The 25,489-nt window shown below is 70.2% G+C and carries 27 protein-coding genes; 11 read left to right on the forward strand and 16 right to left on the reverse strand.

What is annotated here, in order from left to right:
* Positions 1 to 68 precede the first annotated feature (68 nt).
* A complete protein-coding gene (locus tag EJ913_RS07715) occupies positions 69 to 1,040 on the forward strand; it encodes an amidoligase family protein (RefSeq protein WP_126996425.1) in 972 nt (323 codons plus the stop codon).
* 13 nt (positions 1,041 to 1,053) lie between these two features.
* Complete coding sequence (locus tag EJ913_RS07720; protein ID WP_126996427.1) at positions 1,054 to 1,785, forward strand: gamma-glutamyl-gamma-aminobutyrate hydrolase family protein; 732 nt, start codon at positions 1,054 to 1,056, stop codon at positions 1,783 to 1,785.
* A 136-nt stretch (positions 1,786 to 1,921) separates the two neighbouring features.
* Here EJ913_RS07720 and EJ913_RS07725 read toward each other — a convergent pair whose 3' ends face one another.
* Complete coding sequence (locus tag EJ913_RS07725; protein WP_126996429.1) at positions 1,922 to 2,275, reverse strand: hypothetical protein; 354 nt, start codon at positions 2,273 to 2,275, stop codon at positions 1,922 to 1,924.
* A gap of 271 nt (positions 2,276 to 2,546) precedes the next feature.
* On the opposite strand from EJ913_RS07725, the gene EJ913_RS07730 reads away from it, so the two are divergent.
* On the forward strand, positions 2,547 to 4,163 hold the full coding sequence (locus EJ913_RS07730; protein WP_126996430.1) for a phospholipase D-like domain-containing protein: 1,617 nt from the start codon (positions 2,547 to 2,549) through the stop codon (positions 4,161 to 4,163).
* Positions 4,164 to 4,255: 92 nt separating this feature from the next.
* On the opposite strand, the gene EJ913_RS07735 is transcribed toward EJ913_RS07730, so the two are convergent.
* The 3 genes from EJ913_RS07735 to EJ913_RS07745 form a co-directional block, all read right to left on the reverse strand.
* Positions 4,256 to 5,032, reverse strand: coding sequence for an OmpA family protein (locus EJ913_RS07735; RefSeq protein ID WP_126996432.1), 777 nt, complete (start codon positions 5,030 to 5,032; stop codon positions 4,256 to 4,258).
* Entirely contained in the window at positions 5,029 to 5,556 is a 528-nt protein-coding gene (locus EJ913_RS07740) for a DUF4398 domain-containing protein (protein WP_126996434.1), read from the reverse strand. Before EJ913_RS07740 ends, EJ913_RS07735 begins: the two co-directional genes overlap by 4 nt.
* Positions 5,557 to 5,660: 104 nt before the next feature.
* Positions 5,661 to 6,278, reverse strand: a complete 618-nt coding sequence (locus EJ913_RS07745; RefSeq protein ID WP_126996436.1) for a DedA family protein — start codon at positions 6,276 to 6,278, stop codon at positions 5,661 to 5,663.
* Between the two features lie 153 nt (positions 6,279 to 6,431).
* Here EJ913_RS07745 and EJ913_RS07750 point away from each other — a divergent pair, with 153 nt between their 5' ends.
* From EJ913_RS07750 to EJ913_RS07760, 3 genes are all read left to right on the forward strand, one after another.
* Entirely contained in the window at positions 6,432 to 7,097 is a 666-nt protein-coding gene (locus tag EJ913_RS07750; RefSeq protein ID WP_126996438.1) for an NnrU family protein, read from the forward strand.
* 61 nt (positions 7,098 to 7,158) lie between these two features.
* Positions 7,159 to 7,593, forward strand: a complete 435-nt coding sequence (locus EJ913_RS07755; protein WP_126996440.1) for a CBS domain-containing protein — start codon at positions 7,159 to 7,161, stop codon at positions 7,591 to 7,593.
* Between the two features lie 29 nt (positions 7,594 to 7,622).
* Positions 7,623 to 7,862 carry a DUF2934 domain-containing protein gene (locus tag EJ913_RS07760; RefSeq protein WP_126996442.1) on the forward strand — a complete coding sequence of 80 codons (240 nt, stop codon included), beginning with the start codon at positions 7,623 to 7,625 and terminating at the stop codon, positions 7,860 to 7,862.
* Between the two features lie 171 nt (positions 7,863 to 8,033).
* Here EJ913_RS07760 and EJ913_RS07765 read toward each other — a convergent pair whose 3' ends face one another.
* The 3 genes from EJ913_RS07765 to EJ913_RS07770 all read right to left on the reverse strand — a co-directional run bounded on the left by EJ913_RS07765 (position 8,034) and on the right by EJ913_RS07770 (position 9,657).
* Complete coding sequence (locus EJ913_RS07765; RefSeq protein WP_126996444.1) at positions 8,034 to 8,771, reverse strand: cold-shock protein; 738 nt, start codon at positions 8,769 to 8,771, stop codon at positions 8,034 to 8,036.
* 130 nt (positions 8,772 to 8,901) lie between these two features.
* Positions 8,902 to 9,078 (reverse strand): hypothetical protein, encoded by a 177-nt coding sequence (locus EJ913_RS31560; protein ID WP_185909708.1) that lies wholly within the window; start codon positions 9,076 to 9,078, stop codon positions 8,902 to 8,904.
* A gap of 24 nt (positions 9,079 to 9,102) precedes the next feature.
* Positions 9,103 to 9,657: a hypothetical protein gene (locus tag EJ913_RS07770; protein WP_126996446.1), complete on the reverse strand. Its 555-nt coding sequence runs from the start codon at positions 9,655 to 9,657 to the stop codon at positions 9,103 to 9,105.
* Positions 9,658 to 9,880: 223 nt separating this feature from the next.
* Here EJ913_RS07770 and EJ913_RS07775 point away from each other — a divergent pair, with 223 nt between their 5' ends.
* Positions 9,881 to 10,753, forward strand: a complete 873-nt coding sequence (locus EJ913_RS07775; RefSeq protein WP_244939282.1) for a DMT family transporter — start codon at positions 9,881 to 9,883, stop codon at positions 10,751 to 10,753.
* A 33-nt stretch (positions 10,754 to 10,786) separates the two neighbouring features.
* Here the strand turns inward: EJ913_RS07775 and EJ913_RS07780 are convergent, their stop codons facing one another.
* The 7 genes from EJ913_RS07780 to EJ913_RS07810 form a co-directional block, all read right to left on the reverse strand.
* On the reverse strand, positions 10,787 to 13,360 hold the full coding sequence (locus EJ913_RS07780) for an ATP-binding protein (RefSeq protein WP_244939283.1): 2,574 nt from the start codon (positions 13,358 to 13,360) through the stop codon (positions 10,787 to 10,789).
* Positions 13,361 to 13,522: 162 nt separating this feature from the next.
* Complete coding sequence (gene maiA / locus EJ913_RS07785; RefSeq protein ID WP_126996450.1) at positions 13,523 to 14,161, reverse strand: maleylacetoacetate isomerase; 639 nt, start codon at positions 14,159 to 14,161, stop codon at positions 13,523 to 13,525.
* 158 nt (positions 14,162 to 14,319) lie between these two features.
* Positions 14,320 to 15,024: an ABC transporter ATP-binding protein gene (locus EJ913_RS07790; RefSeq protein ID WP_126996452.1), complete on the reverse strand. Its 705-nt coding sequence runs from the start codon at positions 15,022 to 15,024 to the stop codon at positions 14,320 to 14,322.
* A gap of 12 nt (positions 15,025 to 15,036) precedes the next feature.
* Complete coding sequence (locus EJ913_RS07795) at positions 15,037 to 15,861, reverse strand: ABC transporter ATP-binding protein (protein ID WP_238521149.1); 825 nt, start codon at positions 15,859 to 15,861, stop codon at positions 15,037 to 15,039.
* Positions 15,858 to 16,817 (reverse strand): branched-chain amino acid ABC transporter permease, encoded by a 960-nt coding sequence (locus tag EJ913_RS07800; RefSeq protein ID WP_126996454.1) that lies wholly within the window; start codon positions 16,815 to 16,817, stop codon positions 15,858 to 15,860. Before EJ913_RS07800 ends, EJ913_RS07795 begins: the two co-directional genes overlap by 4 nt.
* Before the next feature lie 11 nt (positions 16,818 to 16,828).
* Positions 16,829 to 17,704: a branched-chain amino acid ABC transporter permease gene (locus tag EJ913_RS07805; RefSeq protein ID WP_126996456.1), complete on the reverse strand. Its 876-nt coding sequence runs from the start codon at positions 17,702 to 17,704 to the stop codon at positions 16,829 to 16,831.
* 152 nt (positions 17,705 to 17,856) lie between these two features.
* Positions 17,857 to 19,011, reverse strand: coding sequence for an ABC transporter substrate-binding protein (locus EJ913_RS07810; RefSeq protein WP_126996458.1), 1,155 nt, complete (start codon positions 19,009 to 19,011; stop codon positions 17,857 to 17,859).
* 309 nt (positions 19,012 to 19,320) lie between these two features.
* Between EJ913_RS07810 and paaX the strand changes: the two genes are divergently transcribed.
* From paaX to EJ913_RS07825, 3 genes are all read left to right on the forward strand, one after another.
* On the forward strand, positions 19,321 to 20,277 hold the full coding sequence (gene paaX / locus EJ913_RS07815; protein WP_126996460.1) for a phenylacetic acid degradation operon negative regulatory protein PaaX: 957 nt from the start codon (positions 19,321 to 19,323) through the stop codon (positions 20,275 to 20,277).
* 266 nt (positions 20,278 to 20,543) lie between these two features.
* Positions 20,544 to 21,572: a hypothetical protein gene (locus tag EJ913_RS07820; protein ID WP_126996462.1), complete on the forward strand. Its 1,029-nt coding sequence runs from the start codon at positions 20,544 to 20,546 to the stop codon at positions 21,570 to 21,572.
* Positions 21,573 to 21,689: 117 nt separating this feature from the next.
* Positions 21,690 to 22,745, forward strand: coding sequence for a 2Fe-2S iron-sulfur cluster-binding protein (locus EJ913_RS07825; protein ID WP_126996464.1), 1,056 nt, complete (start codon positions 21,690 to 21,692; stop codon positions 22,743 to 22,745).
* Positions 22,746 to 22,790: 45 nt separating this feature from the next.
* Here EJ913_RS07825 and EJ913_RS07830 read toward each other — a convergent pair whose 3' ends face one another.
* Complete coding sequence (locus EJ913_RS07830; protein WP_126996466.1) at positions 22,791 to 23,807, reverse strand: fumarylacetoacetate hydrolase family protein; 1,017 nt, start codon at positions 23,805 to 23,807, stop codon at positions 22,791 to 22,793.
* 148 nt (positions 23,808 to 23,955) lie between these two features.
* Here EJ913_RS07830 and EJ913_RS07835 point away from each other — a divergent pair, with 148 nt between their 5' ends.
* Positions 23,956 to 24,498 carry a MarR family winged helix-turn-helix transcriptional regulator gene (locus EJ913_RS07835; RefSeq protein WP_126996468.1) on the forward strand — a complete coding sequence of 181 codons (543 nt, stop codon included), beginning with the start codon at positions 23,956 to 23,958 and terminating at the stop codon, positions 24,496 to 24,498.
* A 29-nt stretch (positions 24,499 to 24,527) separates the two neighbouring features.
* Here the strand turns inward: EJ913_RS07835 and EJ913_RS07840 are convergent, their stop codons facing one another.
* On the reverse strand, positions 24,528 to 25,145 hold the full coding sequence (locus EJ913_RS07840; protein ID WP_126996470.1) for an acyltransferase: 618 nt from the start codon (positions 25,143 to 25,145) through the stop codon (positions 24,528 to 24,530).
* Between the last annotated feature and the right edge of the window lie 344 nt (positions 25,146 to 25,489).

Raw genomic sequence — 25,489 nt, forward strand, 5'->3', positions numbered from 1 at the left:
AGCCTCACCGCTCCGGCCGTTTCGCGTTCGCGGGAACAGACACCGGCACGGCGTGTTGAACGGACGCCATGATCATCCCCCCGATCCTCCCCCCGCTCCGCTCCGCTCCCGACGGCTCACCGCGCCGCGTCGGCGTCGAGTTGGAGTTCGCCGATCTCGACGCCCCCTCGGCCGCCGCCGCCGTGCGGGCGCTGTATGGGGGAACCGTCACCCAGGAGAACCCCCACCGCTGCATCATCGCCGGCACCCGCTTCGGCACCTTCACGGTGGAACTCGACATGCGCTCCGCCCATCCCGGCGGCGGACCGAAGATCCTCGACCCGCTGCGGCCTCTGTGGGGCAACATCGGCAGTCTGGTCATGCCCTTCGAGATCGCGACCCCGCCGATGCCCTTCGACCGGCTGGGGGAGCTTGAGGCGCTGGTCGGCGCGCTCCGCGAGCGGGGCGCGGCCGGGACGCAGGCCAGCCCGCTCTTCGCCTTCGGCATGCACCTGAACCCGGAGGTGGCGCGGACCGACGGCGACTACATCCTCGACCATCTGAAGGCCTTCCTGGTCCTGGCGCCCTGGCTGCGCGGGGAGATCAAGGTCGACCCCACGCGCCGGCTGTCGGGTTTCATCGCCGCCTTTCCGGTGGAGTACGCCGTGACGGTGGTCGATCCGGACTACCGCCCCGACCGCGACCGGCTGATCGGCGACTACCTCGCCGCCAACCCGACCCGCAACCGCGAGTTGGACCTGCTGCCGCTGTTCGCCCATCTCGACCCGGACCGGCTGGCCGCCACCATGGCCGACCCCCATGTCCGGCCGCGCCCGACCTTCCACTACCGGCTGCCCAACGCCCGGCTGGGCGATCCCGGCTGGTCGCTGACCGCCGACTGGAACCGCTGGGTCGCGGTGGAGGAACTGGCCGCCGACCGCGAACGGCTCGACCAAATGGGACGCGACTACCGCGACTTCGCCGCCCGCAAGGCGTTGGACTCCTGGGCGGCCGAGGTGGCGAGCCGCCTCCCCACCCCAATCGACCCGGTCGCGGGCTGAAGGAGGGACCGCCATGGCCGCCCTGATCGGCAAAGCCCGCCCCGTGGTCGGGCTCACCGCCTCGGTCCACGGCAGCCGCATCGCGTGGTGGGCGAACCGGCTGGCCCTGCGCCGCGCCGGAGCCTCGGCCGTCCGCATCACGGCGGAGCAGACCTACCCCATCGACCGGCTGGACGCGCTGGTGGTCGGCGGCGGCGACGACATCGACGCGACGCTCTACGGCGAATCGGTGAACCCGCAGATCCGCATCGACCCGGAACGCGACCATCTGGAAATGCGCGCGCTGGACTGCGCGGCCAAGCTGGGCCTGCCGGTGCTCGGCATCTGCCGGGGTTCGCAGATGATCAACGTGCATCGCGGCGGCTCGCTCCACATGGACATCCACGCGATCTACGAGGAAGCGCCGCACATGCGCACCGTGCTGCCGCGCAAGCGCATCCGCATCGAGCCGGACAGCCGGCTCTACAGCATCCTGGGCATCGCCGAATGCCGGGTGAACGCGCTGCACCACCAGTCGGTGGACCGGCTGGGTGACGGGTTGCGGGTCGTCGCCCGCGAGCGCGCTGGGATCGTCCAGGGCATCGAGGCGTCGGCCGAGCCCTTTCTGATCGGCGTGCAATGGCACCCCGAATACCTGCTCACCGACAGCCGCCAGCAGGGGCTGTTCCGCACGCTGGTGGACACCGCGCTGGGACATCCCCCCGCCTACGAACCGCTGCCGGACGCCGTGCAAGCCGCCGACTGACGACGCCGGATCCGCGCCCCCACCCTTGGAAAGGAAGCCGGAACGGAAAACGGGCGCGCCGGACCGATCCGGCGCGCCCGTTTTCCGCGCGGGGTCCCCGCTCCGCCGAAACGGAGCGGGGAAAAGCCTCGACTCCTTATTGGTCGGGGCCGCAGTTCGGGGTGCCCGGAGGACAATGGGTGCCGGTGCCGGTCTGGCTGTCGCGCGGAACGTTGCTGCCGGTGGCGTTGCCCATGCCCGACGGAGCGGTCGTGATGCCCGGCATGCTGCTGGAGCTGCCCGAACCGTTGGTCATGGTGCCGGTCGAACCGGCGGTGCCGGGAGAAACCGGGTTGATCGGGTTGGCGGGGCCGGCCGTCGAGTTGCCAGCCGACGGCGACGTGGTGGAACCCGGATAGGTCGGGGTCGCGGGAGACGACGACATCTGGGCCATGGCCGAGCCGGTCATCAGGAGAACCGCCGAAACGGCGCCGATCATCAGGTTACGCATCCTCGAAATCTCCTCATCTGGTGGCGACGCCGCGCGTTCGGGCGCCTTTCCGAAAGGAACGGGGGCCGGTTCTGACCCCGCCGGGGGTCCGGCCCCTTTCACCCATCCTCAACAGGCGCCCGGCGATATGGTTTCCACCGGCACCCAAGCATTTTGGGGAAGGCAATCGCGCCAATGGACAGCCCTCGAAAGCCCCACCCGCGGCCGTGGAACCGGAGCGCTGCAAGGGGGTTGCATCGCCAGCCCCCACCATGCCGAGCCGCCCTCAACCATGCCGGATGCGACCCCCGCCAAACGCGACCGCCACGCCCAGCGCCCGGTCCGGCGCCCGGTCCGGCCCCCAGTCCAGCCCCCGGTTCTGCGTCCCGGCGAGACCTGCTGGCGGGTCGAGCGGGCCGACCGGCTGGCCGTGCTGATCGACGGCGCCGCCTTTTTCGACGCCGCCCGCGCCGCGATGGAGAAGGCGCAGCGCTCGATCCTCCTGGTTGGCTGGGACATCGACCCGCGCATGTGCCTGGACCCGGACCATCCCGAACCGCTCGGCGATTTCCTAGCCCGGTTGGTGGCCGAGCGCCCGGAGTTGCGCGTGCGCGCCCTGAAATGGGACATGCCCTTCCCCATCACTCTGGAGCACCCGCACGAGCCGCTGGAGGATCTCGACCGCCACACCGGAGACCGGCTGAACGCGCGGCTCGATGGCGAATTGCCGGTCGGCGCCGCGCAGCACCAGAAGATCCTGGTGATCGACGACGCGCTGGCCTTCTGCGGCGGCATCGATCTGGCCGGCGACCGCTGGGACACGCCCGAGCACCGCGACGACGAGCCGCGCCGCTGCTGGCCGAACGGCGAAGCCTACGCACCGCGCCACGACGCGATGATGATGGTGGACGGCGCCGCCGCCGCCGCGCTGGCCGATCTGGCCCGCGAACGCTGGCGCTGCGCCACCGGGGAGACGCTGGCCCCCTGCTCTCCGCCCGATCCCGATCCCTGGCCCGGGACCGTCGCCCCGGCCCTGACCGGCGCCACCGTGGGCGTGTCGCGCACGGTTCCGGAAACCGCCGATCACCCGGCGATCCGCGAGAGCGAGGCCCTGATTTTCGCCGCCATCGCGGCGGCGGAGCGGACCATCTATCTCGAGAACCAGTATTTCGCCTCGGCCCGCCTCGCCGACGCGCTGGCCGCCCGCCTGTCCGAGCCGGACGGGCCGGAGGTTGTGCTGATTGTGCCGATGGAAAGCCCAAGTTGGTTCGACCGCATGGCCATGGACACGCCGCGCTCGGTGGCCCTGCAATGCCTGCGCGCGGCCGACCGCCACGGGCGGTTGCGGGCGATGACCCCGGTCACCCCGGCCGGGACCGGAATCGTCGTGCATTCGAAGATCGTCGTGGTGGACGGGCGGCTGCTGCGGGTCGGGTCGTCCAACCTCAACAACCGCTCAATGGGCTACGACACCGAATGCGACCTGACGGTGGAGGCGGCGCCGGAGGAAATGGCGGTGTCGGAGGCCATCGTCGCCACCCGCGACCGCCTGCTGGCCGAGCATCTGGGGGTGGAGCCGGTCCTGCTCTCCGCCACGGTCAAGCGGACCGGCAGCCTCGCCGCCGCCATCGACCAGTTGAACAAGGAGGAGGGCCGGCGCCTGCTGGCCCTTCCCGACACCGACCCCAGCCTGACCGAGCAGGCCTTCGCGACGCTGCGCATCGCCGATCCCGACCATCCGGACGAAGCCTGGGCGGTGTGGAAACGCGTGCCGGTGCCCGCCCCCGCCCGCCCGGCCTTGCGCGCGGCGGCGGCGGTGCTGCTGACGGCCGGCGTCGCCATGGGCGTGTGGAGCGTGGCGCGCGGGCTGAACAGCGCGACGGCGGAAACGGAGCATCCCGAGGATTGAGCTGGGGCCGCCCCGTTCACGCCCCTTCCCCCCAGGCAAGGAAAAGGCCCCTCCTTCCAATCCAGGAAGGAGGGGCTCTTTCCTTGCGTCGATCAGTAGCGGGTTTCCGCGACGGTGCCGTCGTCGGAGATCACCACATCGACCCGGCGGTTCTGCTGGCGGCCGGAGTCGTTGGTGTTCGACGCCACCGGCTGGGTCTCGCCGAAGCCCTGGGTGACGATGCGCGACGGGTTCACGCCACGCGCGGTCAGGGCGTCGCGCACCGCCTGGGCACGGGCCTCCGACAGGCGCAGATTGCTGTCGGCGTTGCCGGTGCTGTCGGTGTGCCCCTCGATCCGCAGGGTGCGGGCCGGGTAGCGCTGCATGAACTGGGCAAGCCGCTCGACCCGGTCGAAGGCGCCCGTCGTCAGGTCGGCCCGGCCGGTGGTGAAGAGGATGTCGCCCAGCGTCATGACGAGACCGCGCTCCGTGCGCTCGGCCTGGAGGTCGCGGAGCTGCTGCTCCAGCTCGCTGTTGCGGGCCTGGAGGCGGTAGCTGTCGGCGTTGGCGACCACCGTCTGCGCGCCCTTCACCCCGGCGGTCTCCTGCGCGATCTGGGCGCGGCGGCTGGCGACGTAGGACTGGTTGTCGATCTCCGACACGCTGCCGCCCTCGTTGCGGACGGCCTCGGCGCGGCGCAGGGCCTCCTCGGCGCGGCGCAGTTCCAGCGGCGCGTTGGCGCCGACGTCGGGGTTGGCGGCGGCGACGTTGTAGTCCTGGCGGGCCTGGACCAGGGCGGCGGTGTCCATGGTCTGCGTGGCGCAGCCGGCGACGCTCGCCCCCAGCCCGGCCAGGACCAGCAGGGTCCGCGTTGCGGTCATCGTCTTCATGGCTGCGCTCCCGGATAGGTGCCCGGCGTGTAGGTGTAGGTGCTGCCCCAGCTGGTGCCGTTGTTCATCGGCACGGTGCCGCCGGACAGCGGCGGGGCGATCGTCGTGGACGGAGCGGTCAGGGAGGGCGTCGCCGGCGGCGGCGTCATGGCCGACTGCGGGGAGGTGCGGGGGATCGCCTGCTTCTGCACGGCGACGGCGGCCTGCTGGGTCACCGCGCGCTGCGACCGCGCGGTGGCGAGTTCGGCGTCGACCTGCGCCTGCTCGGCAAGGTGGCGGGCCTTGGTGCGCTCGTCGGCCCGCATGGCGGCGTCGGCGGCGGCCAGCTTGTCGCGGGCGGACTGAAGCTCGACCGGGGCGTATTGCAGGGCGTTGGCGCGTTCCGCCGCCGCCACGGCCTGGGAGGAGGCACCGATCTGGGCGGTCGGGGGCGGCACGTCGGTGGCGCAGGCGGCCAGCCCAAGCGCCGCCGACAGGGCGGCGGCAACCGGCCAGCCGCGCGTGGTGAGGAGGGAGGGGTTCATCGCATGGCGTTCCTTGTTCGGCCGAAGGGCCATGTCCCTTCGCGTGGATCGCACCACCAACGCGCCGCAACGGCGAAAGTTCCGCCGTTGCGTCAACCTGTGCATCAGCCGCCGCTTGGGATCCGGACGCGGCGGCGGTGGCGGACGAGGCGCAGGATGTAGGCCAGCAGCAGCCCGGCGAACAGCGCCAGAGCCCCCGGCACCATCCAGTCCGCGATCCAGGGGAAGCCGATCCGCACCAGATAGCCGGTGGTCGCCAGCACCAGCGCCCACAGCGCCGAGCCGACCGCCGCGTAGGCCAGGAAGACCGGCATGCCGAGGCCGCAGGCCCCGGCGGGAATCGAAATCAGCGTCCGCAGCCCCGGCAGCGGCTGGCACAGCAGCACCGCCACGCCCCCGCGCCGCGAGAACCAGTCGGTGGCGCGGCTCACCTGCTCGGGCCGCACGGTCAGCCAATGGCCGTGGCGGCGCAGGAACGCCTCGAAGCGCTCGCGCCCCATCCAGTGGGCCGGCAGGTACCAGACCAGTTCCCCCACCGCCGATCCCAGCCCGGCGGCCAGCGCCACCAGCAGCAGGTTGAACTGGCCGCTCGCCGCCCCCATCCCGGCCAGCGGGATCACCGTCTCGGCCGGGATCGGCGGCAGCACGCGGGCCAGGACCAGCATCAGGAAGATGCCGACATAGCCGAAATCCTGCACGATCTGGATGATCCATTCGGTCATGGCGGTCCGGGGGATGGAGGTCGCAAAAGGGGTGTCTTGTGAACCGCGCTCGCCCCCGGCCGTTCCATCGGCCCTCGATTGCCGGACCCGATTGCCGGACCCGATTGATCGTCATCAAGGCGTAGCGGCGGCGCCGCTGGTTGGATAAACGCCATGACCATGCCCCTGCTGCTCTCCGCCCTTCTGCTGTTCGTCAGCCACGCCCTGCCCTCCTGGCCGGGGGTTCGGCCCGCGCTGATCGCGCGGCTCGGGCGGCCCGGCTTCATGGCGCTGCATTCGGTGGGGTCGCTGCTGACGCTGGGGCTGTTCGTCTGGGCCTACCGCGCGGCCGACGGCGGCGACGTCCTGTTCGTTCCCGCCGGCTGGGCGCCGCCACTGGTCGCCCTGGTCATGCCGCTGGTCTTCCTGCTGCTGGTCGCCCGCGTCACCACCAAATTCGGCAGCCTGAGCGCCCCCAACCCGCCGCGCGGCGTCTACCGGATCACCCGCTGTCCGGGCAGCCTGGGGCTTCTGCTGTGGGCGCTGGCCCATCTGAATGCCACGGGAGACGAGCGGCGGGTCGCGCTGTTCGCCACCATGGCGGCCATCGCGCTCTTCGCCCTGGTCAAGAACGACCTCGTCCTGAGGCGCAGCGATGCCGGGCGGGCGTTCCGCGCGGAGACCTCGCTGCTGCCCTTCGCGGCCCGGCCGGGCGGGTTGGGCGCGGCGCTGGCGGAGATCGGCTGGGCGCGACCGTTGGGAGGGCTCTCCGCCTACGCCGCCATGCTGGCGGCGCATCCCTGGCTGTTCGGTGTCGATCCCCTTTATTGGATGGCTTGAGCGGGACAACCGTCCGCCCCGGCTGTTGTCGCATCCAGACAACGGCGATAGGGGCCACCCGATGAAGATCCGCGAGATCATGACCCGCGACGTCCAGACCGTTCGGTCGGACGACAGCATCCGCCACGCGGCCAAGCTGATGGACGAGTTGAACGTCGGCATCCTGCCGGTCTGCGACGGGCGGACGCTGGTCGGCGTGCTGACCGACCGCGACATCACCATCCGCGCCACCTCCGCCGGGCTGACGCCCGACCGCTGCACCGTCGCCGACGTGATGACCGCCAACCCACGCTATTGCTACGAGGACGATCCGGTCGGCAGCGTCACCGAGCTGATGGCCGGCCAGCAGATCCGCCGGGTCCCGGTGGTCGACCGCAACGACCGGCTGAGCGGCATCGTCTCGCTGGGGGATCTCGCCACCGACGCGAAGAACGACCGCGCGGTCGGCGACGCGTTGGAACGCATCTCCACCCCCTCGCGGCCCGACCGGGACTGACCCCGTTTCAAAATTTGGAGGAGAGCGCCATGGAACACAGCCTCGGCCCCGACGACCCGCGCGTCCGGGCGCGCGCCTACGATCTGTGGGAACAGGCGGGCCGGCCGGACGGCCGCCATCTGGAGCATTGGCAACAGGCGGCGCGCGAGGTCGCGGAGGAGGATTCCGTGAACGGTCCCGACGCCGGCCTGCAAGTTCCCGACAACGCCAGCACCCGCGTCCTGCGCGAGGCGGCGGAGCATCTCAACGGGAAGACGGGCGGGGGTTGATGCCCTTTGCTCGATCCACGCCGTGGAGAGCGCTGCCTTCTTTGACACAGATGAACACGGATGAACCTCGATAAGCCCAGCGCCAGACCACGCGGCTTACAAACGCGGACGACCACGCATCGTGGTTCATCCGTGTTCATCTGTATCAAAAACAAAAAGCTTCGGAAGCCGTCACTCCGCCGACAGGCTGACCGCTTCCATTCCCTTTTCGCCCTGCCGCACGGTCATCCGCACACGCTGGCCGTCGTCCAGGCCCCGCAGGCCCGCGCGCTCCAGCGCCCGCGCCGGGATGAACACGTCGCGGCCGCCGTCGTCGGGGGAGGCGAAGCCGAAGCCCTTGCTGGTGTTGAACCACTTCACGGTGCCCGACATCTCCGAGGTCGGACCCGAGGCGGCGTCGCGGCGCGGAGCCGGAGCGCCGCCGCGCGGGGCAAAATCGCGCGATCCGGAATCGCGGGGAGCACCACGGCCACCCCGGTCGCCGCCACGGTCGAAGCCGCCGCGATCGCCGCCACGGTCACCGAAATTGCGCTCCCGAGGCCCGTAGTCCCGCGCCCCGCCACGGTCACCGCCGCGATCGCCGAAACCGCCACCCTCACGGCGCGGCGGACGGGCCGGCGCGGCGGTGGAGAGGTCGACGGAGTGCAGCGCGCTGACCTGCTTGCCCTTGCGGTCCTCGACGAGGTCGACCACGACGGTGGCGCCCTCGGGGAGGGTGGCGTGGCCGGCCGGCACGACGATGGAGGCGGGGATCAGGGCGTCCTTGCCTTCCGCCCCCAGCGTGACGAAGCCGAAGCCGCGCTCCGGGTCGAACCACTTGACGGTGGCCGTCACCTGGGTGCCGACCACGTTGGGCTGGCGGAAGACGTGCTGGCGGTGCTGGCGGGGGGGGGGCGGCTGGCGATTCATGGGGAACCCGAACTCCGGCGAACAATAACGGCGCCCGCGGAACTCGCGGGCGCGCATTCCAGACACATCGCCCGTCCCGCCGCGCTTGGCAAGCCGCCTGTGCGCGAATCGGGGATTCTCCCGGTGGAAATCACATCGACACGTGCTCGGGAACTGGCGGCGGCTCGCGCGGGGGGACCGGGATGGGCATCGGCGGCTCGCCCATCGGCGGGCGCGACGGGTCGCCCGGCATCGGCAGGGGCGGCGTCGGCAGGGGCGTGTCCCCCGGCGTCGGCGCCGGGGGGTAGGGACCGAGATGGATCGTCATGATGGCTCCTTCGCTTGTGTCGTCTCAGCCGCCGCTGCCGCCGGGCGCGGTGCGCGACAGCCGGCGGGCCTCGCTCAAGCCTTCCAGGCAACGGGCCTCGTCGCCGTCCTTGGCGGCGGCGCGCGCGGCGGTGACCAGGGATTCGAGCTGCGCGTTGCGCGCCGCCTGCCCCATCAGGTCCCCCGTGCTGCCGGCCGACGGCGGCGTGTCCGTCCGCGTGTCGGGTCGCACCGCCGGGGCGGTCGGCATGTTGCTGGCGCCCGCGCGCGGCGGATCGATCACCGCCTGGTCGCCGACGGCCGGCGGCGTGATCAGGCCGCCCGACTGCGCCAGACGCTCCGAGGATGCCGCCCCGCTGCCCGTCGTCCCGCCGTTCGCGGTGGAGCCGGCGCTGCCCGGCGGGGCCGGCACGGCGGTCGGCGGCGGCTGGTTGGACAGGCTCTGGTCGGCGGCGAACTGCTCGACCATCGCGCCGCAGGTCTGCTGCGCGGCGGCCGGCAAAGCCGCCAGCATGAACACGCCGGCGGCCAGCGCCGCCCGGCATCCCGTCCGTCTCGTCGGCGTCGGTCCTGCGCGCATCGTCGGCTCCTTCCGGCTTGTGAGAGGTGTTTCACGCCCATTAACGGAGAAAACACCGCGCGGGTTCCCGAAAAACGGGATCCGCACGCGCGTCGCGCTTCACACCTCCGCCGTGTGGAAAGGCGATCCGGCCATGCGTGTTGCTCATTTCGCGGGCAGAAAACGGCGTCGTAGAGTGCTGGCCCTTTCAACGGTTCGTACTCTCCTCATCATGATCGCAAACATGGCCGCCCTGGGCGCGGCGCTGTGCTGGGCGGCCGGCGGGCTGATCGCCATCGGGCCGGTGCGGGCGCTCGGCTCGGTCGCGTTCAACCGGCTGCGCCTGACCATCGTCGCCAGCGGACTGCTGGTCGCCGCTTCGCTGCTGGGCGGCTGGCACACGCTGGACACCGGCGCCGTCCTGACCCTGGCGCTGTCGGGGCTGACCGGGATCGTGCTGGGCGATCTGGCGTTGTTCTGGTCGCTCGGCCGGCTGGGGCCGCGCCGCAACGTCGTCGTCTACGCCGCCAACGCGCCGCTGACCGCCCTGCTCGGCTGGATCGTGCTGGGGGAGGCGCTGGGGACTTGGACGACGCTGGGCATCCTGTTGGTCACCGCCGGGGTCATGATGGCGGTCGCGCTGCGCTCCGGCTCGACCCATTCCCTGGAGGCCATCCAAGGCAGTTTGCTGGCCGGCGTTGCCGTCTGTCTGGTCGCGGCCTGCGGGCAGGCGATCGGCTCGGTCATCGCCAAGCCGGTGATGGCGGCCGGCGCCGACCCGGTCGCCTCGGCGGCCGTGCGCGTCACCGCCGCCGCGCTGACGCTGACGGTCATCGGGCTGCTGCCGGGCCAAAAGCTGGGGTTCGGCCCCGGCCTGACGCCGCGCATCGCCCTGCTGGTCGCCGGCAACGGCTTCATCGGCGTTGGCTTGGGGATGACCCTGCTGCTGGTCGGGCTGGCCCACGGCAACGCGGGCGTGGTCGCCACCCTGTCGGCGCTCAGCCCGGTGCTGATTCTGCCGATGCTGTGGATGCTGACCGGCCAGCGTCCGGGGTTGGGCGCCTGGGCCGGCGCCGCCGTCGCGGTGGCCGGAGTTGCGCTGATCGCCAACCGCTGAGTCCGGCGCGGGCGCCTTGCAGGTGAGGGAACGTCAGACCGCCGGGATGACGCCGCCGGGCAGCGCCTCGCCCAAGGCGTAAGACGCGCGGGCCAGCGCCGCCTGCACCTCCTCCTTCAACGCGGCCGCCGCGTCCGTCCGCCCCTGCTCGCAGGCGTGCTGGAGCTTGCGGGCCAGCCGCGACAGCTCGACCAGCCCGAGGTTGCCGGCCAGCGACACCATGGCGTGAGCGTCGAAGCCGGCGTCCTTGGGGCTGGCCGGGTCCAGGACCCGGCCGATCCGCTGGTGCAGCTCGCTCAGCGTGCCGGCGACGAAGCGGGGCAGCGCTTCCTCCCCCAGCGTGTCGGCCAGCGCGGCCAGGGTCGCCGGATCGAGCACCACGTCCTTATCCGGCCGCGTCGGAACCGGGGGATGCGCGTCGGCCGGCTGCGCGCCCGCCAGCAGCGTCGCCTGGACCTGCGGCGCCATTCCCAGCCAGCGGTCGACGGTGGCCAGCAGCGTGTCGCGCTCGATGGGCTTGGTGACGTGGTCGTTCATGCCGGCGTCGAGGCAGCGCTGGAGCTGGTCGGGCAGCGCGTTCGCGGTCAGCGCGACGATGGGGACGGCGCGGCGCCCGCCCTCCATCCCGCGGATCGCCGTCGTCGCCTGCACCCCGTCCATGCGCGGCATCTGCATGTCCATCAGGATCAGGTCGAACTGGCCGGTCCGCACCGCCTCGACCGCCGCCTCCCCGTCCTCCGCCACCTCCACCATGTGGCCTGCCTTGCACAGGATGGAGGAGGTGACGATCTGGTTCATCGGCACGTCCTCGGCCAACAGGATGCGGGCGGTGCGACGGCCGGGCGCGGCGGCCGGGCGCCCCTCCGCCTTGCCGTCCGTTTTGCCCTCCACCGCAGCCGGCAGCGGCAGCTCGAACCAGAAGGTGCTGCCGATTCCGGGGCTGCTGTGGAAGCCGATGCGCCCGCCCATCAGCTCCGAGAGCTGCTTGGAGATGATCAGGCCCAACCCTGTGCCGCCGTAGCGCCGCGTGGTGGAGCTGTCGCCCTGGCTGAAGCGCTGGAACAGGTTGGACTGTTCGGAGGGCGCGATGCCGGTCCCGGTGTCGCTGACCGAGAAGCGCAGCGGCGCCACCCCTGTCGCTTCGTCCGCCGACAGCACGCCGACCGAAAGCAGCACCGACCCGCGCTCGGTGAACTTCACCGCGTTGCCCAGCAGGTTCAGCAGGATCTGGCGGATTCGCGACTCGTCGCCCCGGACAAAGCGCGGCACCGAGGCGCCCAGCGCCAGTTCCAGCGCCAGTCCCTTCTGGGAGGCCGCGTTGCTCATCAGGTCGCGCGCATCGCGCATCAGCCGGTGCAGGTCGAAGCCGCGCTCCTCCAACTCCAACTTGCCGGCCTCGATCTTCGAATAGTCGAGAATGTCGCCGATGATCGCCAGCAGCCCGCGCCCGGCCTCGCGCTGAAGCGCCACGTACTGGCGCTGCTCCGCCGTCAGCTCGGTCCCCAGCAGCAGGTCGGCGAAGCCGATCACGCCGTTCAAGGGCGTGCGGATCTCGTGGCTCATCGAGGCGAGGAATTCGGACTTCACCCGGTTCCCCGCCTCCGCCGCCGCGCGGGCCTCGTGCAGTTGCTCCTCGTAGAGCTTGCGCTCGGTCACGTCACGGACGGCGGCGACCACGGTGAAGGCGCCCGACGCGTCGCGCGCCGGGCGCATGCTCGATTCGGCCCACAGGAAGCGGCCGTCGCGGTGGCGGATGCGGTGGATCACGCTGACCGTCGGCGATCCCGACTCCAGCCCGCTGAAGGCTTCGGCCGCCGGACGCTGGTCGTCGGGATGCAGCAGGGCGGCGGCGTGGCGGCCGACGATCTCGGCCGGCTCATGGCCCAGGATCTCCCGCACCGACGGCGAGACATAGGCGATCTCCCCACCGGCGCGGATCACCAGGATCATGTCGGTGACGTTGTCGGCCAGGAGGCGGTAGCGCGCCTCGCTCTCGGCCATGCGCAGCTCGGCGTCGCGGTGGCGCTGCTCGCGCAGCAGCAGCGCGCCGAGGAACAGCGTGCCGAGCGGCAGCATGGTCAGGAAGGGCAGCGCCGTCCGGTCGAAGACCTCCACGGTCAGCGCCCAGTTCGGCAGCAGCAGCAGCGAACTCAGCGAGCAGCCGGCGAGCAGAAGCCCTAAGCCGAACAGATACCGCAGCCGCAGCGCCCGTCCGCCGCGCGTCACCCACCACGAGAACCCGACCCCGGCCGCCAGCGACAGCGCCGGGTTGGCCATCCCCGCCGCCATTCCCGCCCCGCCGAGCGAGAAGCGGTAGGCGGCGGCCAGCGCGGCGGTGACGACGGCGGCGAGCGGCCCGCCGAACAGCGCGGTCAGCCCGACCAGCGGCGTGCGCGCGTCGATGAAGATGCCCGGCCCGATGTGGATCGGGTGCATCATCGAGAAGACCGCCGTCAGCCCCATGAACAGGCCGAAGACGCCCTGCCGCTTCAGATTCCCCCAACCCTCGGGCCGACGGACGACGAAGGTGTAGGCGAGCACGACGAAGGCGCTCGCCGCCAGATTCTGGGCGAGGTCGTAGGCCAAGGATGGAAAACCGCCCAGCATCGTCCGCTGCCCACCCGCCTCTGGTCCGATGGCAAGAACCCCCGGCGATCCCGCCGGACGGCGCGGTCGATGGAAGGCTCCGACAGAAGTTATACCACGCGAACGGGTGGGCGAATCGTTAATGCAGCGCGGGAGAATTTTCCCTCCGGCCCCCGGAGGTTGTCAGGATTCGGCGTCGGGCTGGTTCTCCGGGGCGGCGGCGGCGAAGGCGGGCAGCGCGCAACACGCCGCATCGATGCGCAACAGCGTCGGGTAGGCGTCGAGCGGGCAGCCGAACCGCCGCGCGTTGTACATCTGCGGCACCAGCACGAGGTCGGCCAGCCCCGGCCGGTCACCGTGGCAGAAACGCCCGGTGCGGGGATCGCCGGCCAGCCGGGCCTCCAGCGCGGTCAGACCGACGGCGATCCAGTGGCGGTACCAGTCGTCCACTTCTCCTTGCGCGTGGCCCATGGACTTCAGATGGTTGAGGACGCGCAAGTTGTCGATGGGATGGATGTCGCAGGCGACGAGTTGGGCCAGCCCGCGCACCCGCGCCCGGTCCAGCGGACCGATGGGCAGCAGGGGCGGCGCCGGGTGGGTCTCGTCGAGGTACTCGACGATGGCCAGCGACTGGGTCAGGACTTGGCCGTCCACCTCCAGGGCGGGGACCAGCCGTTCCGGGTTGAGCGCGGCGTAGCCGGGATCGCGCTGCTCGTTCCTGCGGAGGTGGACGAAGGCGAGATCCGGCGTCAGCCCCTTCAGGTTCAGGGCGATCCGCACGCGGTAGGAGGCGGAGGAGCGGAAATAGGTGTGGAGTTTCACGGGTCGGGTTCCTGAAGGGTTGTCGTCACGGTTGCTCCCACCCCGTCCCTCCCCCGTTAACGCAGGGGAGGGGGCAGAAGCTTTGTCGGCATGCTGCAACGTTCCCCTCCCCCCGCCCAGCGGGGGAGGCAGGGAGGGGGCATTGCCAGCCGACGATGTTAAAGCCCCAGATACGCCTGACGCACCCGCTCGTTGCTCAACAGGGCGCTGCCGCTGTCGCTCAGCACGATCTCGCCGGTTTCGATGACGTAGCCCCGGTCGGCGATGGACAGCGCGGCGTGGGCGTTCTGCTCGACCAGCAGGATGGTGGTGCCCTCGCGCTTGAGCCGCAGCACCGCGTCGAAGATCTCGGCAACCAGCAGCGGGGCCAGCCCCATGCTCGGCTCGTCGAGCAGCAACAGGCGCGGCTTGCCCATCAGCGCCCGGCCGAGCGCCACGATCTGCTGCTGCCCGCCCGACAGCGTCCCGGCCGGCTGGTCGCGCTTGACCTTCAGCACCGGGAACAGCGTGTAGAGCCGCTCCAGGTCGGCGTCCGGCTGGCCGCTGCCCCGGCGGAAGGCGCCGAGCCGCAGATTGTCTTCCACCGATTGCGGGCCGAAGAGCTGCCGCCCCTCCGGCACCTGGATCACCCCCTCGGCGACGCGGCGCGACGGCTTCATCCGGGTGATGTCGCAGCCGTCGAAGGTCACCCTTCCGCTCGACGCCGGATGGACCCCCGACAGCGTGCGCAGCAGGGTGGTCTTGCCGGCCCCGTTGGCACCGACCAGCGCCACCAGCTCGCCCTCGCGCACCGTCAAGCTGGCGGATTTCAGCGCGTGGATGCGGCCGTAATGGCTGTTCAGCCCGTCGATCTCCAGCAGCATGTCCCGCCCCCCTTACGGCGCCGCGCCGAGATAGGCGGCGACGACCTCCGGGTTCGCCGCCACCTCCGCCGGAGTGCCCTCGGCCAGCTTGCGCCCGTGATTCAGCGCGGTGATCTTGTGCGAAATGCCCATCACCATCTTCATGTCGTGCTCGACCAGTACGATGGTGACGCCGCCGGCCGCCACCTTCTTGATCACCGCGTCGATCTCCCGGCTCTCGGTGGCATTCAGCCCGGCCGCCGGCTCGTCGAGCAGCAACAGCTTGGGCTCGGCGGCCAGCGCGCGGGCGATCTCCAGCCTTTTCAGCGCGCCGTAAGGCATGGAGGCCGCGTCGGCGTCGAGGTATTTGGACAGCCCGACCTCCGCCATCAGCGCCGCCGCGCGGTCCCTCGCCTCGGAATCCTTGCGGACCAGCGAGGGGAAACGGAACAGCGCCGGCAGCAGCCGGGTGTTCAGGTGCAGGTGGCGCCCGACCATGACGTTCTCCAGCGCCGTCATGTTGAAGAAGATCTGGAGGTTCTGGAAGGTGCGCGACATGCCGCGCGCGGCCAGCCGGTAGGGCGCCTGCCCCGACACGTCGGCCCCGTCGAACAGCACCCGTCCGCCGGACGGCTTGTAGACTCCGGTCACGAGGTTGAAGAGCGTCGTCTTGCCCGCCCCGTTCGGCCCGATGATCGAATGGATGTCGCCGGCCGCGACGGTGAAGCTGAGGTCGCCGATGGCCAGCACCCCGCCGAACTCGCGGCTGAGATGCTCCACCCGCAGCAGCGGCGGGCCGTCGCGGCGCGCCACAGGGGCGGCGTCGAGCGAAAGCTCCGGATCGGTCCGCATGTTCATGCCCGCCTCCGCGCCGGCAGCAGGGCGGCCAGCGTCGGCAGCAGCCCCTTGGGCATGAAGACCATGGTCGCCATCAGGATCGCGCCCAGCACGATCTGCTGGTAGTCCTGGAACACCGTCAGCGCCTGCGGCAGCAGGGTCAGCACCACCGCCCCCACCACCGCCCCGAAGGTGGAGGCCATGCCGCCGAACACCACCATGGTCACCAGCTCGATGGATTTGAAGAAGTCGGCCTTGGCCGGGGTGATCAGCCCGGCGTAATGGGCGAACAGGCTGCCGGCCACGCTGGCGAAGACCGCCGACAGCACGAAGACCGCCGCCTTGAAGCGCGCGGTGTCGACGCCGACCACCTCGGCCGCGACCTCCGACCCGTGGACGGCGCGCAGGGCGCGTCCCATCGGGCTGTCGATCAGATTCAGCGACAGCCAGACCACCGCGACCAGCAGCGCGCCGACCACCCAGTACCACGTCTTCTCGCCGTACAGCTCGAACCCGAAGATGCGGAACGGCTCGACCGTCATGCCGTCGGGACCGCCGGTCAGGCCGCTCTCGGTGCGCAGCACGATGGAGACGATGATGCCGATCCCCAGCGTCGCCATCGCGAGGTAATGGCCCTTCAGCCGCAGGATCGGCTTTGCCACCGCGAAGGCCAGCAGCCCGACGAAGACGGCGCCGGCCAGCAGCGCCAGAACCGGCGGCCAGCCGTAGTTTCCGGCCAGCACGCCGGACGCGTAGGCGCCGATGCCGAAGAAGCCGGCATGCCCCAGGCTGATCTGCCCGGCGTAGCCGATCAGCAGGTTCAGCCCGACGCAGACCACCGCGTTGAAGCCGGCGAGGATGGCGATGTCGAGGTAGAAGTTGTTGGGCAGGAACAGCGGCAGCACCGCGATGACCGCGCCCAGCACCAACAGCCCGGTCAGCCGTCCGTGGAGGATGGTTTGGAAAAGGGAAGGCATGGATCGGGTCCTCACACGCGCTCGGTGCCGCGTTTGCCGAACAACCCGTTCGGCAGGAAGAGCAGGACGGCCAGGATGATGACGAAGGCAACCGCGTCCTTGTAGGCCGACGAGATGTAGCCAGCGCCCAGCGCCTCGGCGACGCCGACGATCAGCCCCCCGGCGACGGCGCCCGGCCCGTGGCCCAGCCCCCCCAGCACGGCGGCGGTGAAGCCCTTCAGCCCCAGCATGATGCCCATCTCGGTGTAGGAGAAGGTGATCGGCGCCACCACCGCTCCGCCGATGGCGCCCAACGCCGCCGACAGCGCGAAGGAGGCGAGCACCACCCGCTTCACGTCGATGCCCACAAGCTGCGCCGCCAGCCGGTTGTGCGAGGTGGCGAGCATCGCCTTGCCGGTCAGAGTCCGGTTGAAGAACAGGGCGATGGCGACGATCAGGAGCGCGGCGGTGCCGACCACCCACAGCGACTGCGGCTGCATCGAGGCGCCGAGGAATTGGATCGGCGTCTCGCCGGAAAAGGCGTCGAGCCGCTTGAAGTCCTTGCCCCACACCAGCTCGGCCACCCCGCGCAGGAAGATCGAGGCGCCGATGGTGATGATGATCAGCGTGACGGTGGAGGCGTTGCGCGCCCGCTCCACCGCGAATTTGGCGACCAGCACCCCGACCAGCATCGCCCCGCCGCAGCCGATCAGGATCGCCAGCGGCAGCGGCACGCCCGACGCGGTGAGCGTGGCCGAGGCCATGCCGCCGATCATGATGAACTCGCCCTGGGCGAAGTTGATGACGTGGCTGGCGTTGTAGACGATCGAGAAGCCGAGCCCCGCCAGCGCGTAGATCGCGCCGATGGTCAGCCCCGACAGCAGGTATTGCAGCAGTTCCGCGAACATCGTGGGTCTTCCGCGATTTGTGAGCTTTTCCCCTCCCCCGCTGGGCGGGGGAGGGTCAGGGTGGGGGCACCATGCGAATACGCTTGCAAACGCGATGCTCGTTCACCCCCATTCCAGCCCTCCCCCGATAGGCGGGGGAGGGGGCACGCCCCTCACTTCACCAGCGCCCAATCCCCCTGCTTGACCTCGACCATGTGGAAGGCGTCCAGCGTCAGGCCCATGTGGTCCTTGGCCGACATCGTCACGGTGCCGCCGGTGCCGACATAGCCCTTGGTCTGCTCGATGGCGTCGCGCAGCTTGGCCTTGTCGGTGCCGCCGGCCCGCTTGACCGCGTCCAGCGCGATCATCAGCCCGTCATAGGCATGGCCGGCGAAGGTCGAGACCTCCGAGCTGAAGGCCTCCTCGTAGACCTTGGTGAACTCGGTCACGACCTTCTTCTGGGGATCCTCGGCGGGAAGCTGCGCCGCGACGACCAGCCCGGCCGCCGGCAGCCGCACGCCCTCGGCGGCGCCGCCGGCCAGCCGGATGAACTCCTTCGACGCCACGCCGTGCGACTGGTAGAGCGGCAGCGCGATGCCGAGCTGGCGGTAGTTCTTGGTCACCACCGCCGGCCCCTGCCCCAGCCCGAACACCAGCACGGCCTGCGCCGCCGCGTTGTTGCGGATCTTGGTCAGCTGCGCCGTCACGTCGGTGTCCTTGGCACCGTAGGTCTCGTCGGCGACCAGTTCGATCCCGCGCTCCTTGGCGACGGCGAGCGTCTGTTCGCGGCCCGACTTGCCGAAGCCGGAATCCTCCGAAACCAGCGCCAGCTTGGTCAGGCCGCGCGCCTTCATGTCGTCCATGACCTTCTCGGCGGCCATGCGGTCGGTGTGCGGGGTCTTGAACACCCATTTCCTCACCGGCTCGACGATCACGACGGCGCCGGCCAGCGAGATGAAGGGCACCTCGCCGCGCTCCACCAGCGGGGCCGCCGCCATGGTCGCCGCCGTCGTCGTGCCGCCGACGATCACGTCCACCTTGTCGCTCTCGATCAGACGCTTGGTGAAGGACGCCGCCTTGTCCGCCGCCCCGCCGTCGTCGTAGACGGTCAACTGCACCGGGCGCCCGTCGACGCCGCCGGCCTGGTTGATGCGGTCGGCGTAAAGCTCCAGCACCTTCTTCTCCGGGTCGCCCAGGAAGGAGGCCGGGCCGGTCGCCGAGACGATGGCCCCGATCTTGATCGGCTCGGCGGCCGACACCGTCCCCGCCAAGCCGCCGAGCGCCAGACCGACCACGCCGGCCATGGTGGAGAGCAAGCGATTGCGCATGGTTTCCTCCCGTTCGGATCCGCCCTTCGTTGGATCAAAGGACGATTTGCGTTCCATAATGTTTCAAAAGAAATGATTTCGGAAGGGGAATTCTGGACCTGCCCCAAGGACGGCAGCCGGCATTATGACACAATTTTCTTTTGCTAACCGAAAGCTATTGTATCACGTTATTGTTTGTCAAACGGAAAGTCCGGAACAGTGCGCATTGAGTTTCCGGCCCCATGCCGCTGGCCCTGAGGGGGAAGGGTTGCGTATACGTTGCGTCTTCAAGGACACCCCAATCTTTTGCGAAAAGGACGCCCTGTCCGCATGGCCCGCCCGCGCCGTCTCGACGATCTCGCCGCCCAACTCACCGAGGCGGTCGCCCCCCGCGCGAAGTCGCTGATCATCACCGTCTACGGCGACGCGGTGCTGCCCCATGGCGGCTCGGCGTGGCTGGGCGGGCTGATCGACCTGATGGCGCATTTCGGCATGAGCGAGCGGATCGTCCGCACCTCGGTCTTCCGGCTGTGCAAGGACGATTGGCTGGCCAACACCCAGATCGGGCGGCGCAGCTTCTACCGGGCGACCGACAGCGGAAAGGAGCGCTTCGCGGCGGCGGGGCGGCGCATCTACGCGCCGCTGACCCGCGAATGGGACCGGGGCTGGGACCTGCTGATGGTGCCGCCCAACGCGCTGGACGGCGAGACCCGCGATTCGCTGAAGCGCGAGCTGCTGTGGCAGGGCTTCGGCGCCGCCTCGGCCACGGTCTACGCCCACCCCAACTGCGACGAAGCGGCGATGCACCGTCTGCTGGCCGCGTTGGGGGTCGCCGACAAAGTCGTCCATATGAAGGCGACGCTGGACCGCGCCGGCGGGTTCGGGGCGCTGCGCGATCTGGTGCGCGGCTGCTGGGACGTGGATCAACTGGAGCACGACTACGCCGCCTTCCTGGATCGCTTCCGCCCGGTCTGGGCGGCGTTGGACGTCCGGGAGGCGCCCGATCCGCGCACCGCCTTCGTGATCCGGACGCTGATGATCCACGACTTTCGCCGCATCCTGCTGCGCGACCCGATGCTGCCGCCCGACCTGCTGCCGGCGGATTGGCCAGGGCAGGAGTCGCGGATGCTGACGCGCAACCTCTACCGGCGGCTGGCCGGGCCATCGGAATCCTATCTGATGTCGGCCCTGACCACCGCCAACGGCCCGCTCCCCGAGGCCGATCCCGCCTTCGCCACCCGCTTCGGCGGCTTGGCCGACAGCGAGGCCTTCGCCGGGGCGCTCTGAACCGCCCCGGCGCCGCGCGTGGCTCCCCCACGCGCACGCATCCGATACCCATATCCCCAGATTGCTTGACCAACGGAACGATTTGATCTGGATCAATCGCTTCCAATGCCAGGGATTCGTTTTCTTACAGTGGCTTGAGTGGAAACGCCACCCCATTTATGCGATACAGATATCGTTGATAGATGGAAAATTATGTGTCATTAATGACCACAAGGCGCCGATGGACAAACGCGAGCGCACAATCGAATTCCCGGAGGAAACGCCCCATGGCCAAGGACTACGTCCCCATCGCCAACACGATGGACCTGCCCCCCGCCACCCCCCAGCCCAACGTCTACCCGCTGTCCTGGGACTCCCACACGAAGAAGCTGGAGGAGGTCTACGCCGCCGCCCAGCGCGAGGTCTGGGATCCCGCCAAGCTGCCCTGGGACAGCTTCGACGTCTCCCGCTACTCCTGGGAGGAGCGCGAGGCCATCGCCTATTGGTGGACGATCCTCTCGGTGTTCGACGCCTCGGCTCCGCCGGTCTTCGCCCACGCGCTGATCAAGACCTACGAGGTCCATGAGGAGGATCCCGTCCGCCGCTGCTTCTTCTCCGTCACCCGCGACGAGCAGAACCACGAGCAGATGTGCGGTCTCGCCATCACCAAGCTGCTGGAATCCTCCAGCCCGCTGACCCACACGCCGCGCACCGAGCTCGGCCGCCGGCTGCAGCGCAACGCCCACTGGCTCTACTACAACGGCGGGCGTTACTGGGACGGCTACAAGAAGGCGGTGCCGAAATACTCGCTGGCGGTGCTGTTCAGCTCCTTCCTGATGGGCGAGATCGCGGCGGCGACCATCTTCCACCAGATGGCGGCGGGCTGCACCGAGCCGGTCTTCAAGGAGGCGTTCCGCAACATCGGCCGCGACGAAGGCCGCCACATGGCGATCTGCCTGTCGGTGATGGAGCGCGACTACCCCACCCTGGCGGTCGAGGACCGCGCCATCATCACCAAGCAGATCCGCGCCGGCTACCTGTTCCTGTCCGCCGTGCTGTTCGAGCCGCCGCCGCAGTTCTGGGACCTGCCCGACGACTTCATCGCCACCCAGCGCGAGGGCGAGGCGGTCGCCCGCAAGGCCGGTTTCCACATTCCGACCTACGAGGCGAAGAAGGACAACTGGTGCAACGCGATGCTGAACCTGAAGGGGGTTCTGGACCGCTACGGCATCCCCTTCCCGGCGATCCCGGAGGTCGGCATCACCGGCGAGGAGGTGCGCGACATCGACATGGACGAGATCATCCCGGTCTTCTGATGCGCGCTCCCCCGGCCCCCTTTCCAACCCTCTCCCGCGAAGCGAGGGAGGGAGGGACCCGCTTGCCAGAGCGGGAGGGTGGGGCATCCCCCTTTCCCCAAACCGAGGACTTCCCCGTTGAGCCGCATCCGCCTCCATCCCTCGGGTCGCACGGTGGACTGCCGCGACGGCGAGACCGTCCTGTCGGCGCTGGAACAGGCCGGCTACGCCCTGCCCAACAACTGCCGCGCCGGGGCCTGCGGCGAATGCAAGGTGAAGGTGCTGGAGGGGCAATTCGACCAGGGCATGGTGCTCGACATGGCGCTGTCCCGGACCGAGCGGGCCAGCGGCTACGGCCTGATGTGCATGGCCAAGCCGATCTCCGACGAGCTGGTGATCGAGTTCGGCACCGCCGACGCCAAGCCCAAGCTGTTTCCCCCGCGCGAGAACGCGCCCTTCGTCGTCACCGACCGCATCCCCCGCACCCCACGCATGGTGGAACTGCGCCTGCGCCCGCTGGGCCAGCCGCTGCGCTACTGGCCGGGGCAATACGTGATGCTGGGCGACGCGCGGGCCGGGGCGCCGCCGCGCTGCTACTCCATCGCCAACGCGCCGCGTCCGGACGGCGAGATCGCCCTCCAGGTCACCCGGATCGACGGCGGCCCAACCAGCGGCTGGATCCACGACCGGTTGGCGGTCGGTGCGACGGTGAGCCTGTCCGGCCCCTACGGCACCTTCATCGGCGACCCATCGGTGGACAGCCCGGTGCTGTGCCTGGCCGCCGGATCGGGGCTGGCGCCGATCCTGGCGCTGACCGACGCGGCGCTGCGCCGGGGCTACCGCCCGCCGGTAACCCTGCTGGTCTCCGCCGCGACCAAGGCCGACCTCTACGAGCAGGGCCTGCTGGCCTACTGGCAGGCCAAGCACCGCAACGTCACGGTCCGCACGACGCTGACCCGCGCGCCGGGAGAGGATTTGACCGGCCGCATCCCGGCGGTCCTGCCCGGTCTGTTCCCCGACCTGTCGGAGCATTCGGTGTTCGTCGCCGGCAGCCCCTCCTTCGTCGAGGACTGCGTCGTCGCCGCCAAGGCGCTGGGCGCCAGGGACGAGCGGATCCACAGCGAAGGTTACGTCTCGCAGCACATCCCCGAGACACCCCCGGTGGAACGGCTGATGGCCGGCGTCATGGCGTGAGTTAAGCGGGCGCGCCGGCTCTTGGGTCCCACGCGCCCACCCAACTCACGGCCCCTCGTAGCGCACGACCTCCTGGTCGATGGCGCCGAAGACGCTGGCGCCGGTCTCGTCGAACAGCTCGATCCGCACGCGGTCGCCGAAACGCAGGAAGGGCGTCTTCGGGGCGCCGGACTCGATGGTCTCGATGGTGCGCAGCTCGGCGAGGCAGGAATAGCCGACGCCGCCCTCGCCCACCGGCTTGCCGGGGCCGCCGTCCAGCTTGTTCGACACGGTGCCCGACCCGACGATGCTGCCCGCCGCCAGATGGCGGGTCTTGGCGGCGTGCGCCAGCAGGGTCGGGAAGTCGAAGGTCATGTCCACGCCCGCGTCGGGCGTCCCGAACAGCTGCCCGTTCAGCCGGGTCACCAGCGGCCGGTTGACCCGCCCGCCGTCCCAGGCCGCTCCCAACTCGTCCGGCGTCACCGCGACGGGGGAGAAGCTGGATGCCGGCTTGGACTGGAAGAAGCCGAAGCCCTTGCCCAGCTCGGCCGGGATCAAGTTGCGCAAGGACACGTCGTTGACCAGCATCAGCAGCCGGATGTGCCCGCCCGCCGCCGCCGCCGGCACGCCCATCGGCACGTCGCCGGTGACGACGGCGATCTCGGCCTCGAAATCGACGCCCCAGGCTTCGGTCACCGCCGGGATCGGGTCGGTCGGCCCGAGGAAACCGTCCGAACAGCCCTGGTACATCAGCGGGTCGGTCCAAAAACTGGGCGGCATCTCCGCGCCGCGCGCCTTGCGGACCAGCTCCACATGGTTGACGTAGGCCGATCCGTCCGCCCATTGGTAGGCGCGCGGCAGCGGTGAGGCCGCCAGCGCCGGGTCGAACGGTTCGCCCGCCGCCGGGTCGTCGTTCAGGCCACGATAGACCGCCTCCAGCGCCGGCTCGGCCACGTCCCAGTCGTCGAGCGCCGCCTGCAGCGTCCGCGCGATGCCGGGGACCGCGCGGGCGCGGGACAGGTCGCGCGACACCACGACCAGGGTGCCGTCGCGCCCGCCCGCCTTCAAACTCGCCAGCTTCATCGTCTCTCGTCCCTTGTCGGTGGCGTTCCCATCGGTGGCGCCGGTTGCGGACCGCGTTCGTCGGCACTCAAGATATTTTCGATTGAAACTGTTGCAAGCATAAAATTCCGGGTCAGGATGGATTCGGACAAACGACACGAAAACCGCCATGCCGCCCGCCCGCCGCCCCCGTTCGCCGAAAAGCGCCCCCGAAACCGCGTCCGATCAGCCAGCGGTGCTGCACCTGACGCGCTTCCTGCCCTACCGCCTGTCGGTGCTGGCCAACACGGTCAGCCACACGGTGGCGAAGCTGTACGAGAAGCGGTTCGGCATCACCATCCCGGAATGGCGCATCATCGCCGTGCTGGGCGGCGGCGAGACGCTGAGCGCCGGCGAGATCGCCCAGCGCACCGCCATGGACAAGGTGCAGGTCAGCCGGGCCATCAGCCGCATGCTGGACTCGGAACTGATCCTGCGCGAATCGGGCGACACCGACCGCCGCAAGGCGCTGCTGACCCTGACCCCGAAGGCGTTGGCGATCTACGCGGAGATCGTGCCGATGGCGCTCGCCTATGAGGCCAAGCTGACCGACGCCCTGCCGGAGGAGGAGCACGCCCTGCTCGACCGGCTGATCGCCCGGCTCCAGGCCCGCGCCGACCAGTTGGCCGCCGCTCCCCCGGCCACGGCGGAGCTGGAGCCGGCGGAGGACTGACGGCAGGGAACCGGGTGGCGCACCGCGCCTCAGGCGCCCTTCACCCGGTGCAGCGGCTGGCTGGTGCCGGCGTCCACACGGGCGCGGTCCGGTTCCACCGCCTCCAGCGGCGCGCAGGCGATCATCGTCGCGCGGGACCGCCGGGCGAGGCGCTGGTACTCCAGCGTGCCCTCGGCCTTCCAGGCGATCTCGTCGGGGCGCAGTTCGCGCACCAGCTTGGCCGGCAGCCCGGCCACCAGCGTGCGCGGCGGCACCACGAAGCCCGCCTTGACGAAGGCCATGGCGGCGACCACCGCCTCCTCGCCGATCACGGCGCCGTCCATCACCACCACGTTCATGCCGACCAGCGCGCCCTGTTTCACCACGCAGCCGTGCAGCACCGCGCCATGGCCGACATGGCCGTCGGCCTCGACGACGGCGTCGTGGCCGGGAAAGGCGTGCAGGGTGCAGTTGTCCTGCACGTTGCTGCCCGCCTCCAGCACGATCCGGCCGAAATCGCCGCGCAGGCTGGCGCAGGGGCCGACGTAGCAGCCGGGACCGACCACCACGTCGCCGATCAGCACGGCCGACGGGTGCACGAAGGCGGTCGGATCGATGACGGGAACCACGCCGTCGATGGCGTAGACGGTGGGACGCGGCAGGCTCATGGCGGAAAGGTCCTCACAACGGTTGGGCTGCCCAACGCTACACCGCCGCAATCCGTCCGCCATGCCGATTTTCCGCGGTCGCTCGCATGTCTGCCTCGCGGCGCTGGTTAAACGCTCCAAGCGCCCGCCTGGGCGTCATCCCAAAGTCCGGCCCTTCAAACACACGGGTTGCGAAAAACAACTTCGCCACAAAAACGCGCATCTCTTTACAAACCCCTCAGTTGTTTATTCCGGAAAATCGCAGAGCTTCTTTTTTCGCAATCAACCGCCATTTGCAATTTTGACGATATTTTTCGGCATATGTTTTTTGCGGATATGCGTTGAATCACATTTTAAACTGTGAA

It is taken from the genome of Azospirillum doebereinerae (genome assembly GCF_003989665.1).
In the GTDB taxonomy this organism is placed as follows: domain Bacteria; phylum Pseudomonadota; class Alphaproteobacteria; order Azospirillales; family Azospirillaceae; genus Azospirillum; species Azospirillum doebereinerae.